We start from the raw sequence: 19,970 nt of genomic DNA, 5'->3' as shown, positions 1-19,970 counted from the left end.
TTCCGTTTTGCGTGGCGACGTACTTTCACCGCTTTGAGAGCCACCCATGAAGCGCATCCCCTGGTTGAGCGTTGGCGCGGTAGTGGCCGTCGCGGTTGCGGTCACGCTGATCGGTGTCAAAAATGTCCAGGGCGACGTCGATCGCCAGATACTGAATGTTTCGTACGATCCGACCCGCGAGCTATACGTTCGACTCGATCAGCAGTTCGTCGCCAACTATCAGCGTGAAAATGGCGTTCGCCTGCAGGTGAAACAATCGCATGGAGGCTCTTCGCGGCAAGCGCGTTCTGTCATTGACGGTCAACAAGACGCGGACGTGGTGACGCTAGGTCTGTTTACCGATATAGACGCTCTTCGCAAGCGCGGCCTGATTGCCGATGGTTGGCAAGACCGCCTGCCGCATCATTCCCAGCCCTACTACTCGACCATTGTTTTCGTGGTTCGTCGCGGCAATCCGAGAGGCATTCATGATTGGCCCGATCTGGTGAAACCCGGCGTCGAGGTAATTACACCGGACCCGCGAACGTCAGGCAACGGGAAGCTCAGTGCGCTGGCTGCGTGGGGCGCCACGACGACGCGGGGCGGTTCCGATGCTGCCGCCCAAGCCTATCTCGCGGCCCTGTACCGCCACACCACGCGCCTCGATAGCGGTGCTCGCGGCGCGGCGACGACCTTCGTTGTCGAGAAGGTGGGGGACGTTCAACTGACCTGGGAAAACGAAGCAATACGCGAGCTTGCCGACACGCCGGGCGAACTCGAGATTGTCTATCCGCCGGTCAGCATTCTTGCCGAGCCCTACGTTGCGTGGGTCGACCGGAACGTCGCCCGGCACCACAGCGAGCGCTACGCACGAGCCTATCTCGACTACCTCTTCACTGATTCTGCGCAGGAGATCGTGGCGCAAGCGGGGTATCGGCCCTTCAACGCGGCGATTGCCGGCAAATACGCTAACCGGTTAAGGCCTATCAAGCTTTTCAATGTGACCGACATAGCTAAAAGTTGGGACGATGCCAATCACAAGTTCTTCGATGAGAACGGGATCCTCGATACGGTTATCGGTCCTGCCGGCGCAGCGGCTGACGAAAACGCCGCCGTCGCAATCCAGAAGGGTGGGGCATGAAACTCAGCATGAAACTGATAAGTCAATTCAACTACACAACGCAAAAGGGTCGCCGTGATCTGGTGGCAGGCCTGACAGTTGCCGCCATATCCTTGCCGCAAGGCATGGCGTATGCGCTGATTGCCGGCGTCGATCCGCGTTTTGGCTTGTACTCTGCCGTGGTAGTGACGCTTGTTGCGTCAATCTTCGGATCGTCGTCGCACCTGATCAATGGACCGACCAGCGCCATTTCCCTCGTGGTATTCAGCGCGCTCGCGTTCCTGGATCCGAATGCAAGCGCTGACATCTACGAAGCCATGTTCCTGCTCGGCGTGATGGTCGGCATTATTCAAATAGCGATAGCGGTGTTCCGTCTAGGCGACCTCACGCGGTACATTTCCGAATCCGTGATCCTGGGTTTCATGGCGGGCGCGGCCGTGCTTCTGGCAGTCGGGCAGATCGGCAATGCGCTTGGCGTGCGTGAGAAAGGGTCTGGCCATCAGCACGTGCTTTACCGCTTGTGGCTGACCGTTGTTCACGGCGATCCAGTGAACCTTAAAGCCCTCGCGATCAGTGCTGTCACGGTCGCTCTTGCACTCTCGCTGCGCCAAGCCGTGCGTCGCTACAAGCTGCCCCAATTCGATATGTTCGTGGTGCTGCTTGTGATGAGCCTTTCTGCTTATGCCCTGGGATGGTCGACGCCAGGGGCAGGAGGCAAGACGGCGATTTCGGTGATCGGCGCGTTGAAGGCCAGCCTGCCCGAGCCGCATATCCCTGAGATCAAGTGGTCCTGGCTTGGGCAGCTCTCGTCGTCGGCGGTTGCAATCGCGTTCCTTGGCTTACTCGAGGCGCTCTCGATTGCCAAATCGATTGCGCATCGGAGCGGTCAGCCGCTGGACTATAACCGTCAGTGCATGGCTGAAGGACTCGCCAACCTGGTGGGCGGCTTTTTCCGGTGTTTGCCGGGCTCGGGTTCCCTTTCGCGTTCTGCCATCAATTACCAGGCGGGTGCAGCCACACGGTTCTCTGGCGTGATCACCGCGGTGATCGTCGCTGCGGCAGTGCTGCTTCTGGCTCCGTTGACACGCTACATTCCCAAGGCGTCGCTTGCGGGTCTTTTGCTTGTTACGGCATTCCGGCTGATTGACTTCGAACGGATCCGCTATGCACTTCGAGCGTCTCGTTACGACGCGGGGCTTGTGTTGATTACGGCATTGTCGGCGCTTGTGATTGGCGTCGAGTTCGCCATCCTCGTCGGCGTAGCCGTGTCCATTGTGCTGTTCGTGCCGCGCGCGGCCAAATTGAAAGCGACTGAATTGTTCGTTAGTCCGGAGCGGGTGGTGCGAGAACGATTGCCGGGCGACCCGGAATGTACGTCTGTCGCGGTGTATGACCTGGAAGGCGAGTTGTTCTTCGGCGCTGCACTGGAGCTGGATCGTCACTTCGAAACGATCAATGCGCAAGTCGAGGCTCGCGGGATCCATCACGTCGTCCTGCGGCTCAAGCGGGTGCGTAATCCAGACGTGGTGTGTATAGAAAAGCTAGAGCATTTTCTGCGTGAAAGTCAAAACAACGGCCGGATTATTTTGCTTGCGGGACTGCGCCCTGAACTGTTGGCAGCGCTCGTCAACCTGAAGTTCTCCGAATGGTATCCGCCGGAACGTTTCTTCCCTGAAGAGGACGAGCGCTATTCGGCGACGCTGCGTGCGGTACGTTACGCATACAGCCTGATTGCCGATGCGAATACGTGTGCCCACTGCGCGCAGCATGGCGTAGAGCAGACTCCCGTGCAAGAGGATGACCGCCTGTATTACCTGGTCTGAATCGTATCGGAGATGAGATATCTCTCCCACCTAAAGGCGGCACTACTTGCCGCCGTACGGTCGTCATGGGTCTCAGCCGTCGCACTGCTTGAGTCACGGTCGCTCGCCATATTTGCTATCACGAATATGTCATTTGACATCCTTACTCGTGGCACGAAGAATGGGCTTCATGTTGCGACGCACCACGCTCGCATCATGTTTCGAATTAGCCGCCAGTGCCCGTCAGTGTCTGTCTACCCAGGAGCATAGAGATGACCCAGTTTTCTCCGGAACAGTTCGCCGTAGTGCAAAAAAGCCATGTCGATACATTCTTCAGCCTGACAAACAAGGTGTTCGAAGGCGTCGAAAAGCTGACCCTCCTGAACTTGCAGGCCGCGAAGTCAATATTTGCGGAAACGCAGGAAACCGCGCAGAAGACGCTGTCCGGGAAAGACCCGCAGGATCTGCTCAAGCTTCAAAACGGCCTGACCCAGCCGGCCACCGAAAAGGCCCAGGCATATAGCCGTCACGTGTATGAGATTCTGACGGGCACTCAGGCTGAATTCCTCAAGGTCGCCGAAGCGCAGCTTGCCGAATATAGCCAGAGCGCGCAGACCTTTATCGACGATCTTACAAAGAACGCGCCGGCCGGCTCGGAAACTGCCGTGGCCTTGCTGAAGTCGACGATCACCGCTGCCAATACCACGTACGACACGGTCCACAAGGCAACGAAGCAGGCCGTCGAAATTGCCGAAAGCAGTTTCGACGCAGCGACGACAGCCGCGTCGAAGGCCGCGAAGGATACCGCCGCGCCCGCGTCGCGAGCCGCCAAGGCCGCCTGACGCAGCAACCCACGGCGTACCGCGCTGTGCCGTACCGACCGGACGTTCGTGCCGGTCGGTTGCGAAGGGCTGACTGATTGCCATGCTCGTCCCTGTCGGCTGTTTCCGATGAAGCCAGGACGGCCCAAATCCATAAGAATCCCTGCACGTTCTCAGTTGCAACCGGGCGACCGCAATATGCGGCATACGTCGCGCTATTGATTGGCCACAAGGTCCGAGGCGCGTCCAAATTTGGAGGGAGGTTGTCCGCGGATAGCGCGGGGTGGTCCTTGGGCAGGTTCAATCACTGGTGGCGAAGCGTGTGGGTATCCGTGTTCGGAGAAGGAGGGGTTCAAACATCCTTCGCTCTGGCGAGCACCGTGCTTTTGGGGCACCTATGAATAGAAACTGCACGCTGTGGACACTTAGGGTAGAGCGGTTAAAGCGTTTTCTTTGCTTCGTTTCTTTGTCGCTTTGGACAAAGAAATGACGTGCCGCCACGCACAGTGGCTAATAGTGATAAAGAGAAAATCCGACTCTCGCAGACGCTAAGGCCGAAAGCACCACCCCGGCATTGACCCCGACCGCTAACCCCAGAACCGACCCCCCCAGCCCCCCCAGATAGACCCCCAACCACGACGCAACCAAAGAACCTCCACCACGACTCACAGCGGGCGTCCCCGCAATCACATTTGCCGGTTGAGAACCGAAACGAAACTCGCAGTTTCCGGCTTCTTCGGCCGATTGAAGATGTCATCTGCCAAGCCCGATTCGATCACGCTGCCAGCGCTGAGAAAAACAACCTCGCGAGCAATCGACGCGGCCAGACGTAAATCATGCGTAGCAAACAGCATCGTCATTCCTTCTTTCGCGAGTTGGCTCAACACGTCGATCACTTCGGCCGCGAGTCCTGGATCGAGCGCAGAGGTCGGTTCATCGCATAGAAGAATATCCGGCGAGGGCGCCAGCGCTCGTGCAATTGCTACCCGCTGCTGTTGCCCACCGGAGAGCGTGGCAGGCCAGGCATCGGCCTTCTGCGAGATACCTACCTTCTCCAGCAGCGCGCCTGCTCGTGCCCGCGCGCGCTCCTTGTCCCATCGCTGCACGGTGACCAGACCCTCCATCACGTTCTGTATCACCGTCCGGTGCGGGAACAATTGAAAGCTCTGGAACACCATTCCGGTCTTGCGACGTATTCTGAGGACCGAATCGCGAGACGGTTTCGCCGAGCTGCTGAATTCGATTCGTTCGTCACCCAGCGTGAGCGATCCGGCTTCGGGAACCTCAAGCAGGTTCACGCAACGCAGGAGCGTGCTCTTGCCGCTGCCCGATTGCCCGATCAGTGCCGTGACCGTACCCTGCGCGAGCGTTAGATCGACCGACTTGAGCACTTGATGCGTACCGAAGGATTTCTGGATTTTATCGAGGGCAATCATCATTGACCTCTCTTGAAGAGTGCATGTTGGCCAAGTCTTCTTTCGAGTTGAACCTGGGCCGAGGACAACACGGAACTAAACACCAGATAGATCAGTGCCGCTTCCGTATACAAGATAAGCGGTTCATAGGTAACCGAAGCAATCCGCTGAGCTGCTTGAAAGATCTCGGGCACCGTCAGCACCGCAGCAAGCGACGTATCCTTGATAAGCGCAATGAACGAGTTCGCCAATGCGGGCAGGGCGACGCGTGCAGCCTGCGGCAAGATTGTCCGCCGCAGTGCCTGCGAGCGCGTCATGCCCATGGAATACGCGGCTTCCCATTGTCCGTTGGGAATCGATTCGACTACGCCCCGGATCACTTCCGAGTTGTAGGCGCCCACGTTTAACGAGAAGCCGATAATTGCCGCGGTGAGCGGGTCCAGCACGATGCCGACGTTGGGCAGGCCGTAGAAAATCACGAAGAGTTGCACCAGCAGCGGTGAGCCCCGGATCAGCCATACGTAAAACTGTGCAATCTTGACAGCCCAACGCGGTCCGAACAGTCGCACGAGTGCGACCGCAAATGCCAGTGTCAAGCCGAGTGCAAACGACGCGATGGTGAGCGGCACCGTGAACACGAGTCCTGCATACAGGAGTGGCCAGAGCGACTCAACCATCAAGTGGAGCCAGGCTGGCATATTTCGGACCTCTAAAAATGGGTATGGGAAATGCTGACCGCAATGCTACTTCGATACGTCCTTACCGAAGTATTTCTCCGAGATTTGCTTGTAGGTACCGTCTGCTTTAATCTCGGAAAGTGCTTTGTCAATGGCGGCCAGAAGCTGCGGATTACCCTTCTGGATGATGACCCCCGAATACTCGCTGTCAGCCGAATTATCGATTGCTGCGATCTTCACTTTCGCGTCCGGCTTATGCTTCTTGAAGTCGAGGAAGGAGAGACTGTCGTTCACAGTCGCATCAACGCGGCCGGACGTCAGCAGATCAATTGATTCGTTGAAGCCCTGCACACCGACCACGTCCGCGCCGTGATCCTTGGCGATCTTGCCGAAGTTGCTGGTCAGGGTATTGGCTGACTTCTTGCCTTTCAGATCATCGAAGTTTTTGATTGTCGTGTTATCCGAGCGCACGATCAGCGCTGCATGGGATGCAATATAGGGCTGCGAGAAATCGTACTTGGCCTTGCGGGCGTCGGTGATTGCAACCTCGTTGATGACGGCGTCGTAGCGGTTTGCATCGAGCCCGGCAATCAGACCGTCCCACTTGCCTTCAACAAATTCCGGTTTAACGCCTATGCGCTTTGCAATGGCCTGGCCGATTTCTACATCGAAGCCTGTCAACTGGCCCGATGCATCATGGTAGGTGAAGGGGGCGTAAGTGCCTTCGGTGCCGATCTTGATGACACCGGCGCTCTTGATGCTTGCCAGATCGTCGGCTGCGAAGGCAGTTGATATAGCAGTCAACTGAACGATGCCGGCAAGCAGCAAGATTTGGAAAATTTTCATGATGGGTGACTCCTCAGGGGTTTATTAATTGCTATTTCGGGTTCAATGAGCGAAGCCGAAAGCCTTCGGCGGGACTGTAACAAGGGGTGTTTGGTTCCACAAAGCATATTGAGGTCGAAGGTTATGCCTGGATCGAATAAAGGCGGCACGGATCGTTTGTCTAATAGCCCCGATGGATATCGACAAGATCTTCCAGCGACGCACCGTGAGTAAAGGCGCTGAAATTGCGCGCGAACTTGCGGGCCAGCTCGGCAGCATTGTGTGGGCCGATCGCTGACGTGTGTGGCGACAGGTGAATGCGCGGATGTGTATAGAACGGATGCCCAGCCGGCAGCGGCTCCGGCTCGGTCACGTCGAGCGATGCCGCATCGATACGACCGTCGGCAAGGGCCTCAAGCAACGCCTCGTTGTCGATCAGCGAACCGCGCGCGACATTGATCACGTGCAGTCCCGGCTTCGCCCGTGCAAGTAACTCCCGATTGACGATATGGCGGGTTGCTGCCGTAGCCGGCGCCGCGAGTACGAGATGGTCGGCTTCTTGCACGAGTGCGCCGATATCGGGAACAAGCGTGACGCCCGGCAGGTCCGGCGCGGTAGAACTTTGACGCCGCACTGCAATGACCCGAGCGCCGAGCGCGAGCGCTTTCTGCGCAAGTGCCTGGCCGATCGAACCAAAGCCGAATATGCCAACCGTGCTGCCTTGCACGGTTGCGAGTGGGGTCAATGCCCATTGCCGGGCGTCGTGAATCCAGATGTCCGGCAGGTGTTTCGCATGGGCAAAGATCGCCGCCAACGCGAATTCGGCAATCGCTGTTGAAGAGGTGCCGCGTGCGGTGGTAACTGACAGCCCCTCGAAGAACCAGCGCGGATAAAAGTCGATTCCTGATGAACCGAGTTGCACCCAGCGCAGCCCGAATGGCCACCCCGCGGGGGCATGCTCCGGTGCCCGCGCGCCCCGTATGATGATCGGCGCGGCGATCAGGATCGACGCCTCATCGGGCAGTTCGGCCGGCACTCCTCGCGGTATACCTACTACGCGAACATCAGGCAGTAGTGCTCGCACTGCATCGTTGAACGGTTCGGCGAGCTGGCTGGCTATTGTGACCATGGGTTTTCAGAACGGGAAGTGACGGCACACTCGCGCATGGAGAGCGGAAGGATTGATAAGGACTACATGAAGAGAAGATTGCGAAAGCGGAGAACCGGGGAAAGCGCTGTGTAGTGAATCTGGAAGGCACGTCGGAGCGTCTGAACCTGTAAGCGCCGACGTGCTTATCAATGGAAAAGCAATGGAAAAGCGATGGGAAAGCCTCAGAAATCGAAGCCCGGTCCGCCCGCGCCCGGTCCGCCCCCAGGCACAGCAGGGGCCGCGTTTTTCGGCGCTTCGGTTACCGTTGCATCGGTCGTGAGCAGCAAGCCCGCAATCGATGCCGCGTTTTGCAGCGCAGTGCGCGTGACCTTGGTCGGATCGAGCACGCCCGATTCGACCAGATCGCCGTATTCACCGGTCTGCGCGTTGTAGCCAAAGTTGCCCGTACCCTCGGCGACCCTTGCGACGACCACGCTTGCTTCTTCGCCCGCATTCGTGACGATCTGGCGCAATGGTTCTTCCAATGCGCGCAGCACGATCTTCACGCCGGCATCCTGGTCTGCGTTGGCGCCCTTCAGGCCGCTGATTGCCTGCTTGACGCGGATCAACGCGACGCCGCCACCCGGCACAATGCCTTCCTCGACTGCCGCACGCGTCGCGTGCAGTGCATCGTCAACACGGTCCTTCTTCTCCTTGACCTCGATCTCGGTTGCCCCGCCCACCTTGATCACCGCCACGCCGCCGGCCAGTTTCGCGACACGCTCCTGCAGCTTTTCGCGATCGTAGTCGGAACTCGCCTCTTCGATCTGCACGCGGATCTGCTTGACGCGCGCCTGGATATTCTTCGTGTCTCCGGCGCCGTCGATCACGATAGTGTTTTCCTTGCCTACTTCAATGCGCTTGGCCTGGCCCAGTTCTGCCAACGTCGCCTTTTCCAGCGTGAGGCCGGTTTCCTCAGCGATCACCTGGCCGCCGGTCAGGATGGCGATGTCTTCAAGCAGTGCCTTGCGGCGATCGCCAAAGCCCGGCGCCTTAACCGCCACCGTTTTAAGAATGCCACGGATGTTGTTGACCACGAGCGTCGCAAGAGCCTCGCCCTCGACATCTTCAGCGATGATCAGCAACGGCCGTCCCGCCTTCGCGACCAGTTCCAGCACCGGCAGAAGATCGCGGATATTCGATACCTTCTTGTCGTGCAGCAGAACAAATGGATCGTCGAGAACGGCGACCTGTTTATCCTGATCGTTGATGAAATAGGGCGACAGGTAGCCGCGATCGAATTGCAGTCCTTCAACCACATCGAGTTCATCGTCGAGCGACTTGCCGTCCTCGACCGTGATCACGCCTTCCTTGCCGACACGGTCGATCGCTTCTGCGATCCGCTGGCCGATCGATTCCTCGCCGTTCGCCGAGATGGTCGCGACCTGGGCGATTTCCTTGCTGGTCGTGGTGGGCTTGCTGATCTTTTTCAGTTCTTCGACAGCGGCAATCACGGCCTTGTCGATGCCGCGCTTCAGGTCCAGCGGATTGAGACCCGCCGCCACGTATTTCAGCCCTTCGCGTACGATCGCCTGTGCCAGCACGGTGGCAGTAGTAGTGCCGTCGCCGGCGTCGTCGCTGGTGCGCGAGGCGACTTCCTTCACCAGTTGCGCGCCGATATTTTGCAGCTTGTCGGCCAGCTCGATTTCCTTCGCGACCGACACGCCGTCTTTCGTCACGACCGGTGAGCCGAAGCTGCGTTCCAGCACTACATTACGGCCTTTGGGCCCAAGCGTTACCTTCACTGCATTGGCGAGGATGTTGACGCCTTCGACCAGTTTCGATCGTGCGTTGTCGCTAAAGACAATTTCTTTGGCTGCCATTTCTGAAGCTCCGTTATTGTTGGGTGACCACGGCGACAATGTCTTCTTCGCGCAGCACGAGCAGTTCGTTGCCGTCGACCTTGACCTGCTGGCCCGAGTATTTGCCGAAGAGCACGCGCTCGCCGACTTTCAGGTCAGGCTCGATGCGCTTGCCATCGCTATCACGCTTACCGGGTCCGACGGCAATGACTTCGCCCTGGTCGGGTTTTTCGGCGGCGCTTTCGGGAATCACGATACCCGATGCGGTTTTTGTTTCCTGGTCAAGGCGCTTGATGATCACGCGGTCGTGGAGCGGACGTAGGCTCATGGTTGGATTTCCGTTATGGTGAATGAGTAGCACTCTTCACAGGCGGGTGCTAACGGGAATCGAGTATAGGAATCTGTCGTGGCGCGATCCAATAACGAATACATGAAACGTTATCGGCGTTTAGCATTTGGCCGCAGCGCTTCGCGAGCACACATCACGCCTGTCACGCGACACGTCTTGACCATCGGCGCGGCTTGTGATGGCGTCAAGCTGTCCCTGTATTGATTATTCCGTCTGACGCTTAGCACAACACGAATCGATGGTTCGTTACAGCCCGGTTCGCTGCTACATTCCGGCTGTGATGCACGCGTGCGTGCTCGCTCTATCTATAACTGCGCAGACCAACACATAATGAAAATCAAACTTTTCACCGCAGCTTTCATGGGGTCGCTGCTGATCATGTCGAGCCTGGCGCATGCTGATCGCCTCGACGATATCAAGAAGGCCGGCGTACTTCGCGTGGCGACTTTTGACAGCAATCCGCCCTTCGGCTTCGTCGATCCGAAGACCAACAAGATAGTCGGACTTGACGTGGACTACGCGAAAGCGGTTGCTGACAAACTCGGCGTCAAGCTTGAAATCCAGCCGACCAATCCGGCTAACCGCATTGCATTTCTGACATCGAAGAAAGTGGATCTGGTTTTCGCGAACTTCACTATCACCGACGAACGCAAGAAGGAAGTCGACTTCAGCACGCCGTACTTCGCGTCGGGTACGCAGTTCATCGCGAAGAAGGGCACGCTGAAGTCGCCGGATCAACTGAACGACCTGCGCATTGGCGCGGATAAAGGCACGACCAACGAGCAACAGGTTCGTGCGCAGTTTCCGCGGGCAACGATCGTAGCTTATGACGACACACCTTTTGCATTCGCTGCGCTGCGAACGGGTAATGTCCAGGCAATCACGCAGGATGGCCCGAAACTCGTCGGCTTGCTCGCCAACGTGCCGGACCGCGACAAGTACGAGATCCCGGCTTTCACCATATCGAACGACTATGAGGGCGTGGGTGTCCCGAAGGGCGAGCCGCGGCTGCTGAGTTTCGTCAATGACACGCTGACGGGTCTCGAAGCAAACGGCACCGCGAGCCACATCTACGACCAGTGGTTCGGGCCGAAAAGCCGTGCGCCGTTGCCGCGTTTGTTCAAGATCGGCGACCCGCAGAAGAGCTGATCGCTGCGTGTTCGGCCAAGCCCGGTTCGACCGTTCACGGTCGAACCGGGCTTGGCATTTCAATTTTCCAATCGTGTTTAGCTGAATGATTCCAATGAACGGATGGCTTGCCCCGAAGTACCTGATCTGGCTGCTCCAGGGCTTCGGTATGACGCTGGGATTGTCGGTCTCGGTGATGGTCACGGCGACGTTATGTGGCTGCTTGCTTGCCCTTGCGCGCACTTCGCGCGCGGCGCCCATGCGTCGTGCCGCCGCGCTCTATGTATTGGTATTTCGCAACTCACCGCTGATCGTGCAATTGCTGTTCTGGTATTTCGGCGTGGCGACGCTTTTGCCCGAAACGACAATGACCTGGTTGAACACGCAACATGCGGTGGATTTCGGCGTGTTCAAGTTGCATTGGCCATCGTTTGAATTCGTGGCCGGCTGGATCGGGTTGACCTGTTATTCGACCACCTTCATTGGCGAGGAATTCCGCTCGGGATTATCGGGTGTTCCAGTGGGGCAGCACAACGCGGCAGCCGCCCTTGGACTCACGCCGTTAGCCGCATTTGTTCACGTGATCTTGCCGCAAGCGGTGCGCATCGCGACGCCGCCCTTGTTCGGTCAGTACATGAATATCGTCAAGAACTCGTCGTTGACCATGGCGATCGGGCTGGCGGAACTCTCGTATTCGTCGCGTCAGGTGGATACCGAAACCTTCAAGACGTTTCAGGCATTTGGCATGGCAACCTTGCTGTACATACTGACCATCGCGATGCTGGAAGTTGCACTCGTGGTAGTCCAGCGCAGCGGTTCGCGAGCGGCGGTGCGCCGATGAACGACGCCTTTTCCGCCATCCTGTCCAATCTGCCGTACTTGCTCGTCGGCACGTTTCCCGATGGTCCGTTGGGCGGCGCTGCGTTGACGCTGGTGATGGCCTCTATCTCCGCCGTGTCGTCCGCCATCCTCGGGCTGGCAGGAGGCATCGGGCTTGCCATGACGCGTGGGGTGATCCACCTGATCCTGCTCGCGGGAATCGGGTTCTTTCGCGCCATACCCGTACTGATGCTGATTTTCTGGACCTTCTTCCTGCTGCCGGTTGTGCTGCATATCAACGTGCCGGGTTTGGCGACGGTCGTGGCTGCGCTATCGCTGATCGGCGGCGCCTACCTGTCGCATTCGGTTCATGCGGGTATCGAAGCAGTGGGGCGCGGACAGCGCCAAGCGGCGCTGTCGCTGGGGCTGACGCGCTGGCAAGCGATGCGTCACGTACAGCTGCCGCAAGCCATCCGCATCATGGCGCCGTCGTTCATTAACCAATGGGTGTCCCTCGTCAAGGATACGTCGCTGGCTTACATCGTCGGCGTGCCGGAACTCGCGTTTCTCGCCAACCAGGTCAATAGCCGGCTCATGATTTATCCGGTGCAGATCTTCCTGTTCGTGGGACTTGTCTATCTGATTCTGTGCACATCGCTCGATGCGTTGGCGACTCGCCTGCTGCTGGGACGCGCGCCGAGTGCTGAGCTGCGCGTGACGGCGCCCCCGGCGGCTGTCGTCCCGTCTCCGGATTGAGGCAAACCCTCGGCCTTCGCTCCGGCCTCGTTTTCTTTCAATAATTACGCGGAAGTCGCAGGTACCTGGAACGATCATTTTTCCTCCAATGATTACCGATGTGGCGAAGCCTTCTTTAGAAATACGTTTTTATTGGTTCTGCTTCTGAGCGGCCTCTTTCATAGTGTCAATTGATGGCTATAGACGGTTGCATTTCCTATGACAACCCTTTGGCCTCGATGAGTTTTCAAGTGACAGTACAAGGAGACGTCATGGCAGTTGAATTGGAAGAAGGTGTAATTCACGAATCTCATGCGGCATTGGATGCGGCGCGGGCCGCAGCGGCAGCAAACCAGTTGCCTTACGCGGGAGGCGTTTCACCTCGCGACGCGTTTGCGCTGCTCGAGTCGGGCTCAGCGGTGCTTGTGGATGTCAGAACGGCCGAAGAGCGCAAGTTCGTGGGTTACGTGCCTGGCAGCATCCATGTGGCCTGGGCGACAGGCACATCGCTTACGCGCAACCCGCGCTTTGTCCGGGAGCTGGAAGCCAAGACCGGCAAGGACGCAGTCGTGTTGCTGCTCTGCCGCAGCGGCAATCGTTCAGCGCTTGCAGCGGAAGCTGCGGCGAAAGCAGGCTTTACGCAAGTGTTCAATGTCCTTGAAGGTTTCGAAGGGGGACTGGATTCGCAGCAGCGGCGAGGCGTGCAGGATGGCTGGCGCTTTCAGGGTTTGCCGTGGATTCAGGATTGATCAACCTCTAATGGCTTGACGCCGAAGGATCTCCGACTGTGGCCGCATTTGACATCGACGACATCGTCCAATCGCTTCAGACGGTGCGCCAGCAATGGCGTGAAGTGCAGAAGCGTTCGCTCGAACCGGGCGGGCGCGAACTACCGGCGCGCGAGGCGCTGGCGGATATTGTGGACACGTTGAAGGGCGTGCTTTTTCCGATGCGGCTTGGACCGCACGACCTTCGTCAGGAAAGCGAGAATTTCTACGTGGGTCATGCACTCGATTCAGCCCTGCATGGCCTATTCGCCCAGGCGCAACTGGAGTTGCAATACCGCGATCGTCATCTGTCGCGTGACGATGAAAACATCGCTACACGTGCCGGCATTGCGGTTCGTGCGTTCGCGGCCAGGCTTCCCGAGATCCGCACGCTCCTTGATAGCGACGTGCTCGCCGCCTATCACGGCGATCCGGCCGCCGGCAGTGTGGACGAGGTGCTGCTTTGCTACCCCGGCATTCTCGCCATGATTCATCACCGGCTGGCGCACGAGTTATACAAGCTCGACCTTCGCCTGCTTGCGCGCATTGTGGCTGAACTGGCGCATGGCGCAACCGGCATCGACATCCATCCGGGCGCTCAGATAGGCAAAGGATTTTTCATCGATCATGGGACGGGCGTGGTGATTGGCGAGACCACGGTCATTGGCGATCGCGTGCGCGTGTATCAGGCTGTCACGCTCGGCGCGAAACGTTTCCCCCGCGATGCAGAAGGGCATCTGGAGAAAGGACTGGCGCGGCATCCGATAGTGGAAGATGAAGTCGTGATCTATGCGGGCGCCACGATTCTCGGCCGCGTCACGCTCGGCCGGGGAGCGGTGATCGGCGGCAACGTATGGCTTACGCACGACGTTGCACCGGGCGCGAACGTCACGCAGGCCATCTCGCGCAATGACGGCGTGCAACAGCGCGTTGCAGCGACCGTGTCATGACCGAAGTCGTCCGCAACTTCGGCGCAGCCGTCAGGCTTTTACGTGAGGCGCAGGCCTGGTCGCAGGAGCAGCTTGCCGAACACGCCGGCCTGAACCGCTCTTATATTGGCGAGATCGAACGCGGCCGCGTGACGGCATCCATCATCACGGTGCACAAGCTCGCCCGCGCGCTGGACGTTCCCATGGCGAAGTTATTACAACCCGAGCCGGTGACCGGGCCAGGGTGATCATTTTTTCCGAAATGCCGTCTATAGCATGTTGAATGACTGGGTCCGTCGTCTTGATAATGACGTCTCCTGATAAGCATTCCCGTTTTTCTTCTATAGACTTCGGAGCTACACATGACGGCAACTGTGGGCGGCCAGACGGCGCTCGGCGATAACGCAGCACGGCAACTAGCCAATGCCACCAAGACCGTTCCCCAGCTATCGACCATCACGCCGCGATGGCTCACGCACTTGTTGCAATGGGTGCCGGTCGAAGCCGGTATCTACCGCTTGAACCAGGTCAAGAATCCCGAGGAAGTGAAAGCGGCCTGCACGCAACGTGAAGACGAAAGCGAACTGCCCCGGACCTTCGTTCCCTACGATGAAAACCCGCGCGAGTATTTTCTCAACGCGGTCAGCACGGTCCTCGACGTGCAGACTCGTGTGTCGGATCTATATAGTAGTCCGCATGATCAGATCAAGGAACAGCTGCGCCTGACGATCGAAACGATCAAGGAATTGCAGGAAAGCCAGCTCATCAATAACCCGGATTACGGTCTGCTGGCGAATGTTGCTGAAGAACAGCGCGTGTTTCCGCTGACCGGCGCGCCGACCCCTGATGATCTCGATGAACTGCTGACGCGCGTCTGGAAAGAGCCCGCGTTTTTCCTGACGCATCCGCTCGCCATCGCAGCGTTCGGGCGCGAGTGCACGCGTCGCGGTGTGCCGCCGCCCACCGTGAGCCTGTTCGGTTCCCAGTTCCTCACGTGGCGTGGCATTCCGTTGATCCCGTCGGACAAGGTTCCTGTCGCCGACGGCAAGACCAAGATCCTTTTGCTGCGCGTAGGCGACAAGCGGCAAGGCGTGGTTGGCCTGTTCCAGCCGGGTGTGGCAGGCGAGCAAGGGCCAGGGCTTTCGGTGCGCTTCATGGGGATCAACAACCATGCGATTGCCTCGTACCTGATTTCGCTGTATTGCTCGCTCGCAGTGCACTCGCCGGACGCACTGGCGGTTCTGGATGACGTGGAGATCGCCAAGTACCATGACTATCCTGACACCTACAAGTAAGCCAGTGAGCGGCGCTTCGCTGTCCGATGTTCCACAGGGCGCGGCACCTGCGGGCTTGCCGGACGTGGCCACGTTGTCGCGTCTTGCAACGGCGTTCTTTACGGCGTTACCGGGCAGTGCTGGTAGTGCTACGCCCGCGCTGGCGAGCCTTGGCAGTGGCAGTGGTGAGTCGCTCTCGGCAGGGTTGCCGGTGGCTGCGCCTGTGCTCGCTTCCGCGAGCAATCCGGCGCCTCCGGGGTCGCCGTTGGCGGGGCCGGGCGGTGCAGGGACGGGCGTGCCGGGCCTGAGCCTTCCACAGGGCAAGGCGCCGGGCGCCAACCTGCTTCCGTCGGCGCCTACGCACGTCTTGTCATTGGGCAATCGCGTGCCGGCGCTGGCGCCACATGCCGTTTCGCAAAACAACGTACCTGACTCTGTGACGAGCGCCGCGCCGGCGCTGGAACCGCGCTTCGGCAGCGCTGCGCTTGGCGTCGGCGTGCCCGATGGTGCGCAACGAGATCAACCGGCGGCGTCGCCGTTCTATTTCCTGCGGGACGCGGGCGCGTCATCCGGCGCGAACCGCGAACTGCCGTTGCCTGGTCATGATGTACCGACGGCTGAATCGTTCGGTCTGCCATCTATCGATGACTTGCTTCCGTTCAACAGCCGTGAGCGGGCTGGGGCGGCCGGTGGCGAGCCTGATCGTGCCGGCGCGTTCTATTTTCTCGACAACGCGCGTGCGCCGCATTCGAATGAGCATTTACCGCAGACCGGTTCGGCGCATCCGCCATTTGATGTCAACGCTATTCGTCGCGACTTCCCGATTCTGCAAGAGCGCGTGAACGGACGTCAGCTCGTCTGGTTCGACAACGCCGCGACCACGCACAAACCTCAATCGGTTATCGACCGCCTGTCGTATTTCTACGCGCACGAGAACTCGAACATTCACCGTGCCGCGCATGCCTTGGCAGGACGTGCAACCGATGCATACGAAGGGGCGCGCGATACGGTGAGGCGCTTCATTGGCGCCGCTTCGGCGGAAGAAATCATCTTCGTGCGGGGCACGACGGAAGGCATCAACCTGATTGCGAAGACCTGGGGCGTGCAAAATGTTGGCGAGGGCGACGAGATCATCGTCTCGCATCTGGAGCATCACGCCAACATCGTGCCGTGGCAGCAACTCGCCGCACAAAAGGGCGCGACGCTGCGCGTGATTCCTGTCGACGACTCCGGTCAGGTCCGTCTCGACGAGTATCAGAAGCTGCTCAACAGCCGCACGAAGATCGTCTCGGTGACGCAGGTGTCGAACGCATTGGGTACCGTTGTGCCGGTGCAGGAGATTGTTGCAATGGCGCATCGTGCAGGCGCCCGGGCGCTGGTTGACGGCGCGCAATCGGTCTCGCACATGCGGGTGAACGTGCAGGAAATCGATGCTGATTTCTTCGTGTTTTCGGGTCACAAGCTGTTCGGCCCGACCGGTATCGGCGTGGTCTATGGCAAACGCGATCTGCTTGAGGACATGCCGCCATGGCAGGGCGGCGGCAACATGATCGCGGACGTGACGTTCGAGCGGACTGTGTTCCAGGCGCCGCCAAATCGCTTCGAGGCGGGCACGGGCAACATTGCCGATGCGGTAGGCCTTGGGGCTGCGATCGATTACGTGACGCGTGTGGGTATCGAGAATATCGGGCGCTACGAACACGATCTGTTGGCCTACGCGACGAGCGTATTGCAGCCGGTCCCAGGCGTGCGTTTGATCGGTACAGCGAAGAATAAAGCCAGCGTATTGTCGTTCGTGCTGAAAGGCTATGAGACGGAAGAGGTCGGGCAGGCGTTGAACGAAGAAGGGATTGCCGTGCGTTCAGGTCATCATTGCGCCCAGCCGATTCTCAGGCGTTTTGGCGTGGAGGCGACCGTGCGGCCGTCGCTAGCTTTTTACAACACCTGCGATGAGGTCGACAGGCTTGTGTCCGTCGTGCGCCGGCTTTCGTCGCGACGGTAGGCTGGAAACGAGTAAGGCAGCGTGCGGTCACCGTGACCGCACGCTGACAAGATGGCATCACCCGGTCACGATGTGACTGCAGGGGATTATCTCTTGAGGGCCGCTTATCCTCCGCTTATCCGCCACGCTCCCTGGGCCACTTTGGAAACGGCCAGACGTCCGCGCCCGGTTGTTCCACGCGAACGACCTTGGCAGCCCGCCCGCGGCATCCACACGACGTTCGGAGGCCGCTTCGTACGTAACTGGACGCAAAGATCTTCCCGGACCCGCAGTCGCACTGGAAAAACCAGCGTGCACCGTTCTTGCCGTGATTCACGTAGTGAGAGGCAGTGAGTTGGCCAAAGCGATGGCCGGCTGCTATTTCAATCTGACGCAAGCAGCCGCACGATAAAGTCTTGCGGTACTTGACGCTTTGAGCGTTGAGTACCTTTTCGACGCCGCACGCACATTTGAAAAGCCAGCGAGAACCATCCTCGCGTGCTACAGCGGTAAGCCTGCCAAACGTCCGGCCGGTGATATCGATTGCCATCTTGAGTTTGAGTCAGCTCACAGCAAAACTGCTTGTCGTAAAAATTCCAGGGCTTTCATTTCGTTCGCGTGACCAGGACGTGCGTTGCCGGCGAGTGTCCTGGATCGGCCTCCGCTATTGGTTCAAAACCTTGCAGACCACATCGATTGGTCGGGGAATCATACCAACATCATCTTGCGGGGCCAGGCCGTCGTGATATGAAAGCCCACGATCGCGGTCGAATCCTCATATTATCCGGCGCTATATGGCTGCCATGATTAACGAAGGCGCGCAGGTCGTGCGTCAGCGCATAGCTTTGCACCCCCTCGTTTATTGCACGGGTGATGGTTTTCCGCGCCATCGCGGCGGTCCGATGATGTATGCCGACACGGTTGGACTCGCCAGCGTGCTCGCGGGCATTCGCGAGTTCGCCAAGCAACACCGTTGGTCAGGTCGCCTGCCGGTTATCGTTGGGCTACCGCGAGCAGTCCCGCATCCGCTGTTCCGGTGCGGGCGTCCGCAAGATGTCCTTCGATATCTGCGAGCTCCCTGAGCAACCCCATGACGGTGCATCGTTGCATCTCAAGCAACCCTGGCTCTTCCAGCAACAACGACAGCCGGGCATGCCAGTAATCAGGCCGCATCACATGGGGTGCACATTGAAAAATGGACGCACGCATGATGCGGCTCACGTGAAGAATGTCGTTCTCGATGACTGGATTCATGGCTCACCTCGGGACGTTGCTTTTTCACGAAGTTTGATTACATGGCAAGGACGTTCACGGTGAACGTAGGCACTTGCGCGCGGGCCATGTTCGGCCGCGCACGTAATCTCGAGTACATGAGCTCATGAGGGAACTCGCCACGCGCAGCATTGAACTGCTGGAGCGCGGCGAGTGTGCGACGCCAGGGGTCCGGGTCGATCGGCGTCGCTTCATGGCGTGCCGGCCTGTACCGGCCAATTCTCCCCATACCCGCAGAGGCGGCGAGAGGGCGCCAGGACCTTGCGGGAACCGCGCTCTTGAGCGCAGGGGAAGAATACGAAATATTTGTCTCGGATGAAAGTTCGATGGGTGCATGGCGGGGGTTATCGTTCAACATCGTCTTGCTCTTCCTCTTGTCAGTAAGAGTCGAGGCTGTGATTGCGCAACCGCAGGGCGACAGCACGCGGGCCTACTGGAGGCAAACCACGGAGTAGTCGACCGTACGCCGGTAGACGCTCCTGTTCAGCCATGAGACAAATGTGAATTCAACGTAGGCGTTGGCGCCGATAAAGAGCCAGGTGTGCAGAACAGGCGACACGGTTAATTCCTTTGAAAGGGTGCGGCGATTAAAGGAAACACGGTTAGGCGCAGTAATTTGCGGGCACGAGAAGGGCCTGCTACTGGGTCGCGGTTCTGCACAGGAGATGAGGACGAAGGTATCGGGGGAACTTTCCCGAAGTCATCGGAGGTGTGCTGATCGCGATGACTGTAGGTTAGTTAGCGCAGAAGGGAGAATCTATTCTACGGTGGGGTCGCGCGATGCCTCGATGGAGTAATCCCGTTATACGGCCGTATAGCGCGCGACGCATCCGGCAAGGGGCCGGCGCTGCTTCGCTAAGGGGAAACGACTAGGCGATGCTCCTCCCCAGTCATACGGGCGTATATGAGCCCGATTGAAAATGCATCGAATGATTGGCTACGAACTATCAGATGCGTAGAGACGACCACTACACGCCGACGTCGCATGCGGTTGCGGAAAAGGTCTCGACGCGAAGGCCGACCTCCTTACTTACCTGGAGGCGGCCAACGGAAATATCTTGTAATCACCTTCGAATCACGATGCCTTCTCCCGGAATCGCAAAACCCCATCCGCACTATCCTGCT

18 protein-coding genes and 1 pseudogene are annotated in these 19,970 nt (G+C 58.8%); 12 read left to right on the top strand and 7 right to left on the bottom strand.

Annotation, left to right across the window (positions count from 1 at the left end; genetic code table 11):
- The first annotated feature begins 46 nt into the window (after positions 1-46).
- From HB376_RS07440 to HB376_RS07430, 3 genes are all read left to right on the top strand, one after another.
- Positions 47-1,120 carry a sulfate ABC transporter substrate-binding protein gene (locus HB376_RS07440; protein ID WP_213762786.1) on the top strand — a complete coding sequence of 358 codons (1,074 nt, stop codon included), beginning with the start codon at positions 47-49 and terminating at the stop codon, positions 1,118-1,120.
- 8 nt (positions 1,121-1,128) lie between these two features.
- Positions 1,129-2,922 (top strand): SulP family inorganic anion transporter, encoded by a 1,794-nt coding sequence (locus HB376_RS07435; protein ID WP_213762785.1) that lies wholly within the window; start codon positions 1,129-1,131, stop codon positions 2,920-2,922.
- Between the two features lie 251 nt (positions 2,923-3,173).
- Positions 3,174-3,743, top strand: a complete 570-nt coding sequence (locus HB376_RS07430; protein ID WP_213762784.1) for a phasin family protein — start codon at positions 3,174-3,176, stop codon at positions 3,741-3,743.
- A 665-nt stretch (positions 3,744-4,408) separates the two neighbouring features.
- On the opposite strand, the gene HB376_RS07425 is transcribed toward HB376_RS07430, so the two are convergent.
- The 6 genes from HB376_RS07425 to HB376_RS07400 form a co-directional block, all read right to left on the bottom strand.
- Complete coding sequence (locus tag HB376_RS07425; RefSeq protein ID WP_213763032.1) at positions 4,409-5,158, bottom strand: amino acid ABC transporter ATP-binding protein; 750 nt, start codon at positions 5,156-5,158, stop codon at positions 4,409-4,411.
- Positions 5,158-5,835: an amino acid ABC transporter permease gene (locus HB376_RS07420; RefSeq protein ID WP_213762783.1), complete on the bottom strand. Its 678-nt coding sequence runs from the start codon at positions 5,833-5,835 to the stop codon at positions 5,158-5,160. Before HB376_RS07420 ends, HB376_RS07425 begins: the two co-directional genes overlap by 1 nt.
- A gap of 45 nt (positions 5,836-5,880) precedes the next feature.
- Positions 5,881-6,660 (bottom strand): amino acid ABC transporter substrate-binding protein, encoded by a 780-nt coding sequence (locus HB376_RS07415; RefSeq protein WP_213762782.1) that lies wholly within the window; start codon positions 6,658-6,660, stop codon positions 5,881-5,883.
- 160 nt (positions 6,661-6,820) lie between these two features.
- Positions 6,821-7,768: a D-isomer specific 2-hydroxyacid dehydrogenase family protein gene (locus tag HB376_RS07410; protein ID WP_213762781.1), complete on the bottom strand. Its 948-nt coding sequence runs from the start codon at positions 7,766-7,768 to the stop codon at positions 6,821-6,823.
- Between the two features lie 203 nt (positions 7,769-7,971).
- The gene (gene groL, locus HB376_RS07405; RefSeq protein ID WP_213762780.1) at positions 7,972-9,612 is read right to left on the bottom strand and encodes a chaperonin GroEL; all 1,641 of its coding nucleotides are present in this window, start codon (positions 9,610-9,612) and stop codon (positions 7,972-7,974) included.
- 13 nt (positions 9,613-9,625) lie between these two features.
- The gene (locus HB376_RS07400; RefSeq protein ID WP_213762779.1) at positions 9,626-9,919 is read right to left on the bottom strand and encodes a co-chaperone GroES; all 294 of its coding nucleotides are present in this window, start codon (positions 9,917-9,919) and stop codon (positions 9,626-9,628) included.
- A 351-nt stretch (positions 9,920-10,270) separates the two neighbouring features.
- Here HB376_RS07400 and HB376_RS07395 point away from each other — a divergent pair, with 351 nt between their 5' ends.
- The 9 genes and pseudogenes from HB376_RS07395 to HB376_RS40815 form a co-directional block, all read left to right on the top strand.
- A complete protein-coding gene (locus HB376_RS07395) occupies positions 10,271-11,089 on the top strand; it encodes an ABC transporter substrate-binding protein (protein ID WP_213762778.1) in 819 nt (272 codons plus the stop codon).
- 94 nt (positions 11,090-11,183) lie between these two features.
- Positions 11,184-11,909: an amino acid ABC transporter permease gene (locus HB376_RS07390; protein ID WP_213762777.1), complete on the top strand. Its 726-nt coding sequence runs from the start codon at positions 11,184-11,186 to the stop codon at positions 11,907-11,909.
- Positions 11,906-12,643, top strand: a complete 738-nt coding sequence (locus tag HB376_RS07385) for an amino acid ABC transporter permease (RefSeq protein ID WP_213762776.1) — start codon at positions 11,906-11,908, stop codon at positions 12,641-12,643. The genes HB376_RS07390 and HB376_RS07385 overlap by 4 nt, the downstream gene beginning before the upstream one ends.
- 251 nt (positions 12,644-12,894) lie before the next feature.
- On the top strand, positions 12,895-13,371 hold the full coding sequence (locus HB376_RS07380) for a rhodanese-like domain-containing protein (protein WP_213762775.1): 477 nt from the start codon (positions 12,895-12,897) through the stop codon (positions 13,369-13,371).
- Between the two features lie 38 nt (positions 13,372-13,409).
- On the top strand, positions 13,410-14,339 hold the full coding sequence (gene epsC, locus HB376_RS07375) for a serine O-acetyltransferase EpsC (RefSeq protein WP_213762774.1): 930 nt from the start codon (positions 13,410-13,412) through the stop codon (positions 14,337-14,339).
- The gene (locus HB376_RS07370) at positions 14,336-14,566 is read left to right on the top strand and encodes a helix-turn-helix transcriptional regulator (protein WP_213762773.1); all 231 of its coding nucleotides are present in this window, start codon (positions 14,336-14,338) and stop codon (positions 14,564-14,566) included. Before epsC ends, HB376_RS07370 begins: the two co-directional genes overlap by 4 nt.
- Before the next feature lie 114 nt (positions 14,567-14,680).
- A complete protein-coding gene (locus tag HB376_RS07365; protein WP_089165150.1) occupies positions 14,681-15,613 on the top strand; it encodes a family 2A encapsulin nanocompartment shell protein in 933 nt (310 codons plus the stop codon).
- On the top strand, positions 15,588-17,594 hold the full coding sequence (locus HB376_RS07360; RefSeq protein ID WP_213762772.1) for a family 2A encapsulin nanocompartment cargo protein cysteine desulfurase: 2,007 nt from the start codon (positions 15,588-15,590) through the stop codon (positions 17,592-17,594). The genes HB376_RS07365 and HB376_RS07360 overlap by 26 nt, the downstream gene beginning before the upstream one ends.
- Before the next feature lie 731 nt (positions 17,595-18,325).
- Positions 18,326-18,541, top strand: a pseudogene (locus tag HB376_RS40815) (3-hydroxyacyl-CoA dehydrogenase); the annotation flags it as partial.
- A gap of 25 nt (positions 18,542-18,566) precedes the next feature.
- On the opposite strand, the gene HB376_RS07355 reads toward HB376_RS40815, so the two are convergent.
- On the bottom strand, positions 18,567-18,827 hold the full coding sequence (locus tag HB376_RS07355) for a hypothetical protein (protein ID WP_213762771.1): 261 nt from the start codon (positions 18,825-18,827) through the stop codon (positions 18,567-18,569).
- Positions 18,828-19,970 lie beyond the last annotated feature (1,143 nt).

It is taken from the genome of Caballeronia sp. dw_19 (genome assembly GCF_018449515.1).
Lineage (GTDB): Bacteria > Pseudomonadota > Gammaproteobacteria > Burkholderiales > Burkholderiaceae > Caballeronia.
Note: the sequence above shows the minus strand (reverse complement) of the source record. Positions and strands in the feature narration are given on the sequence as shown.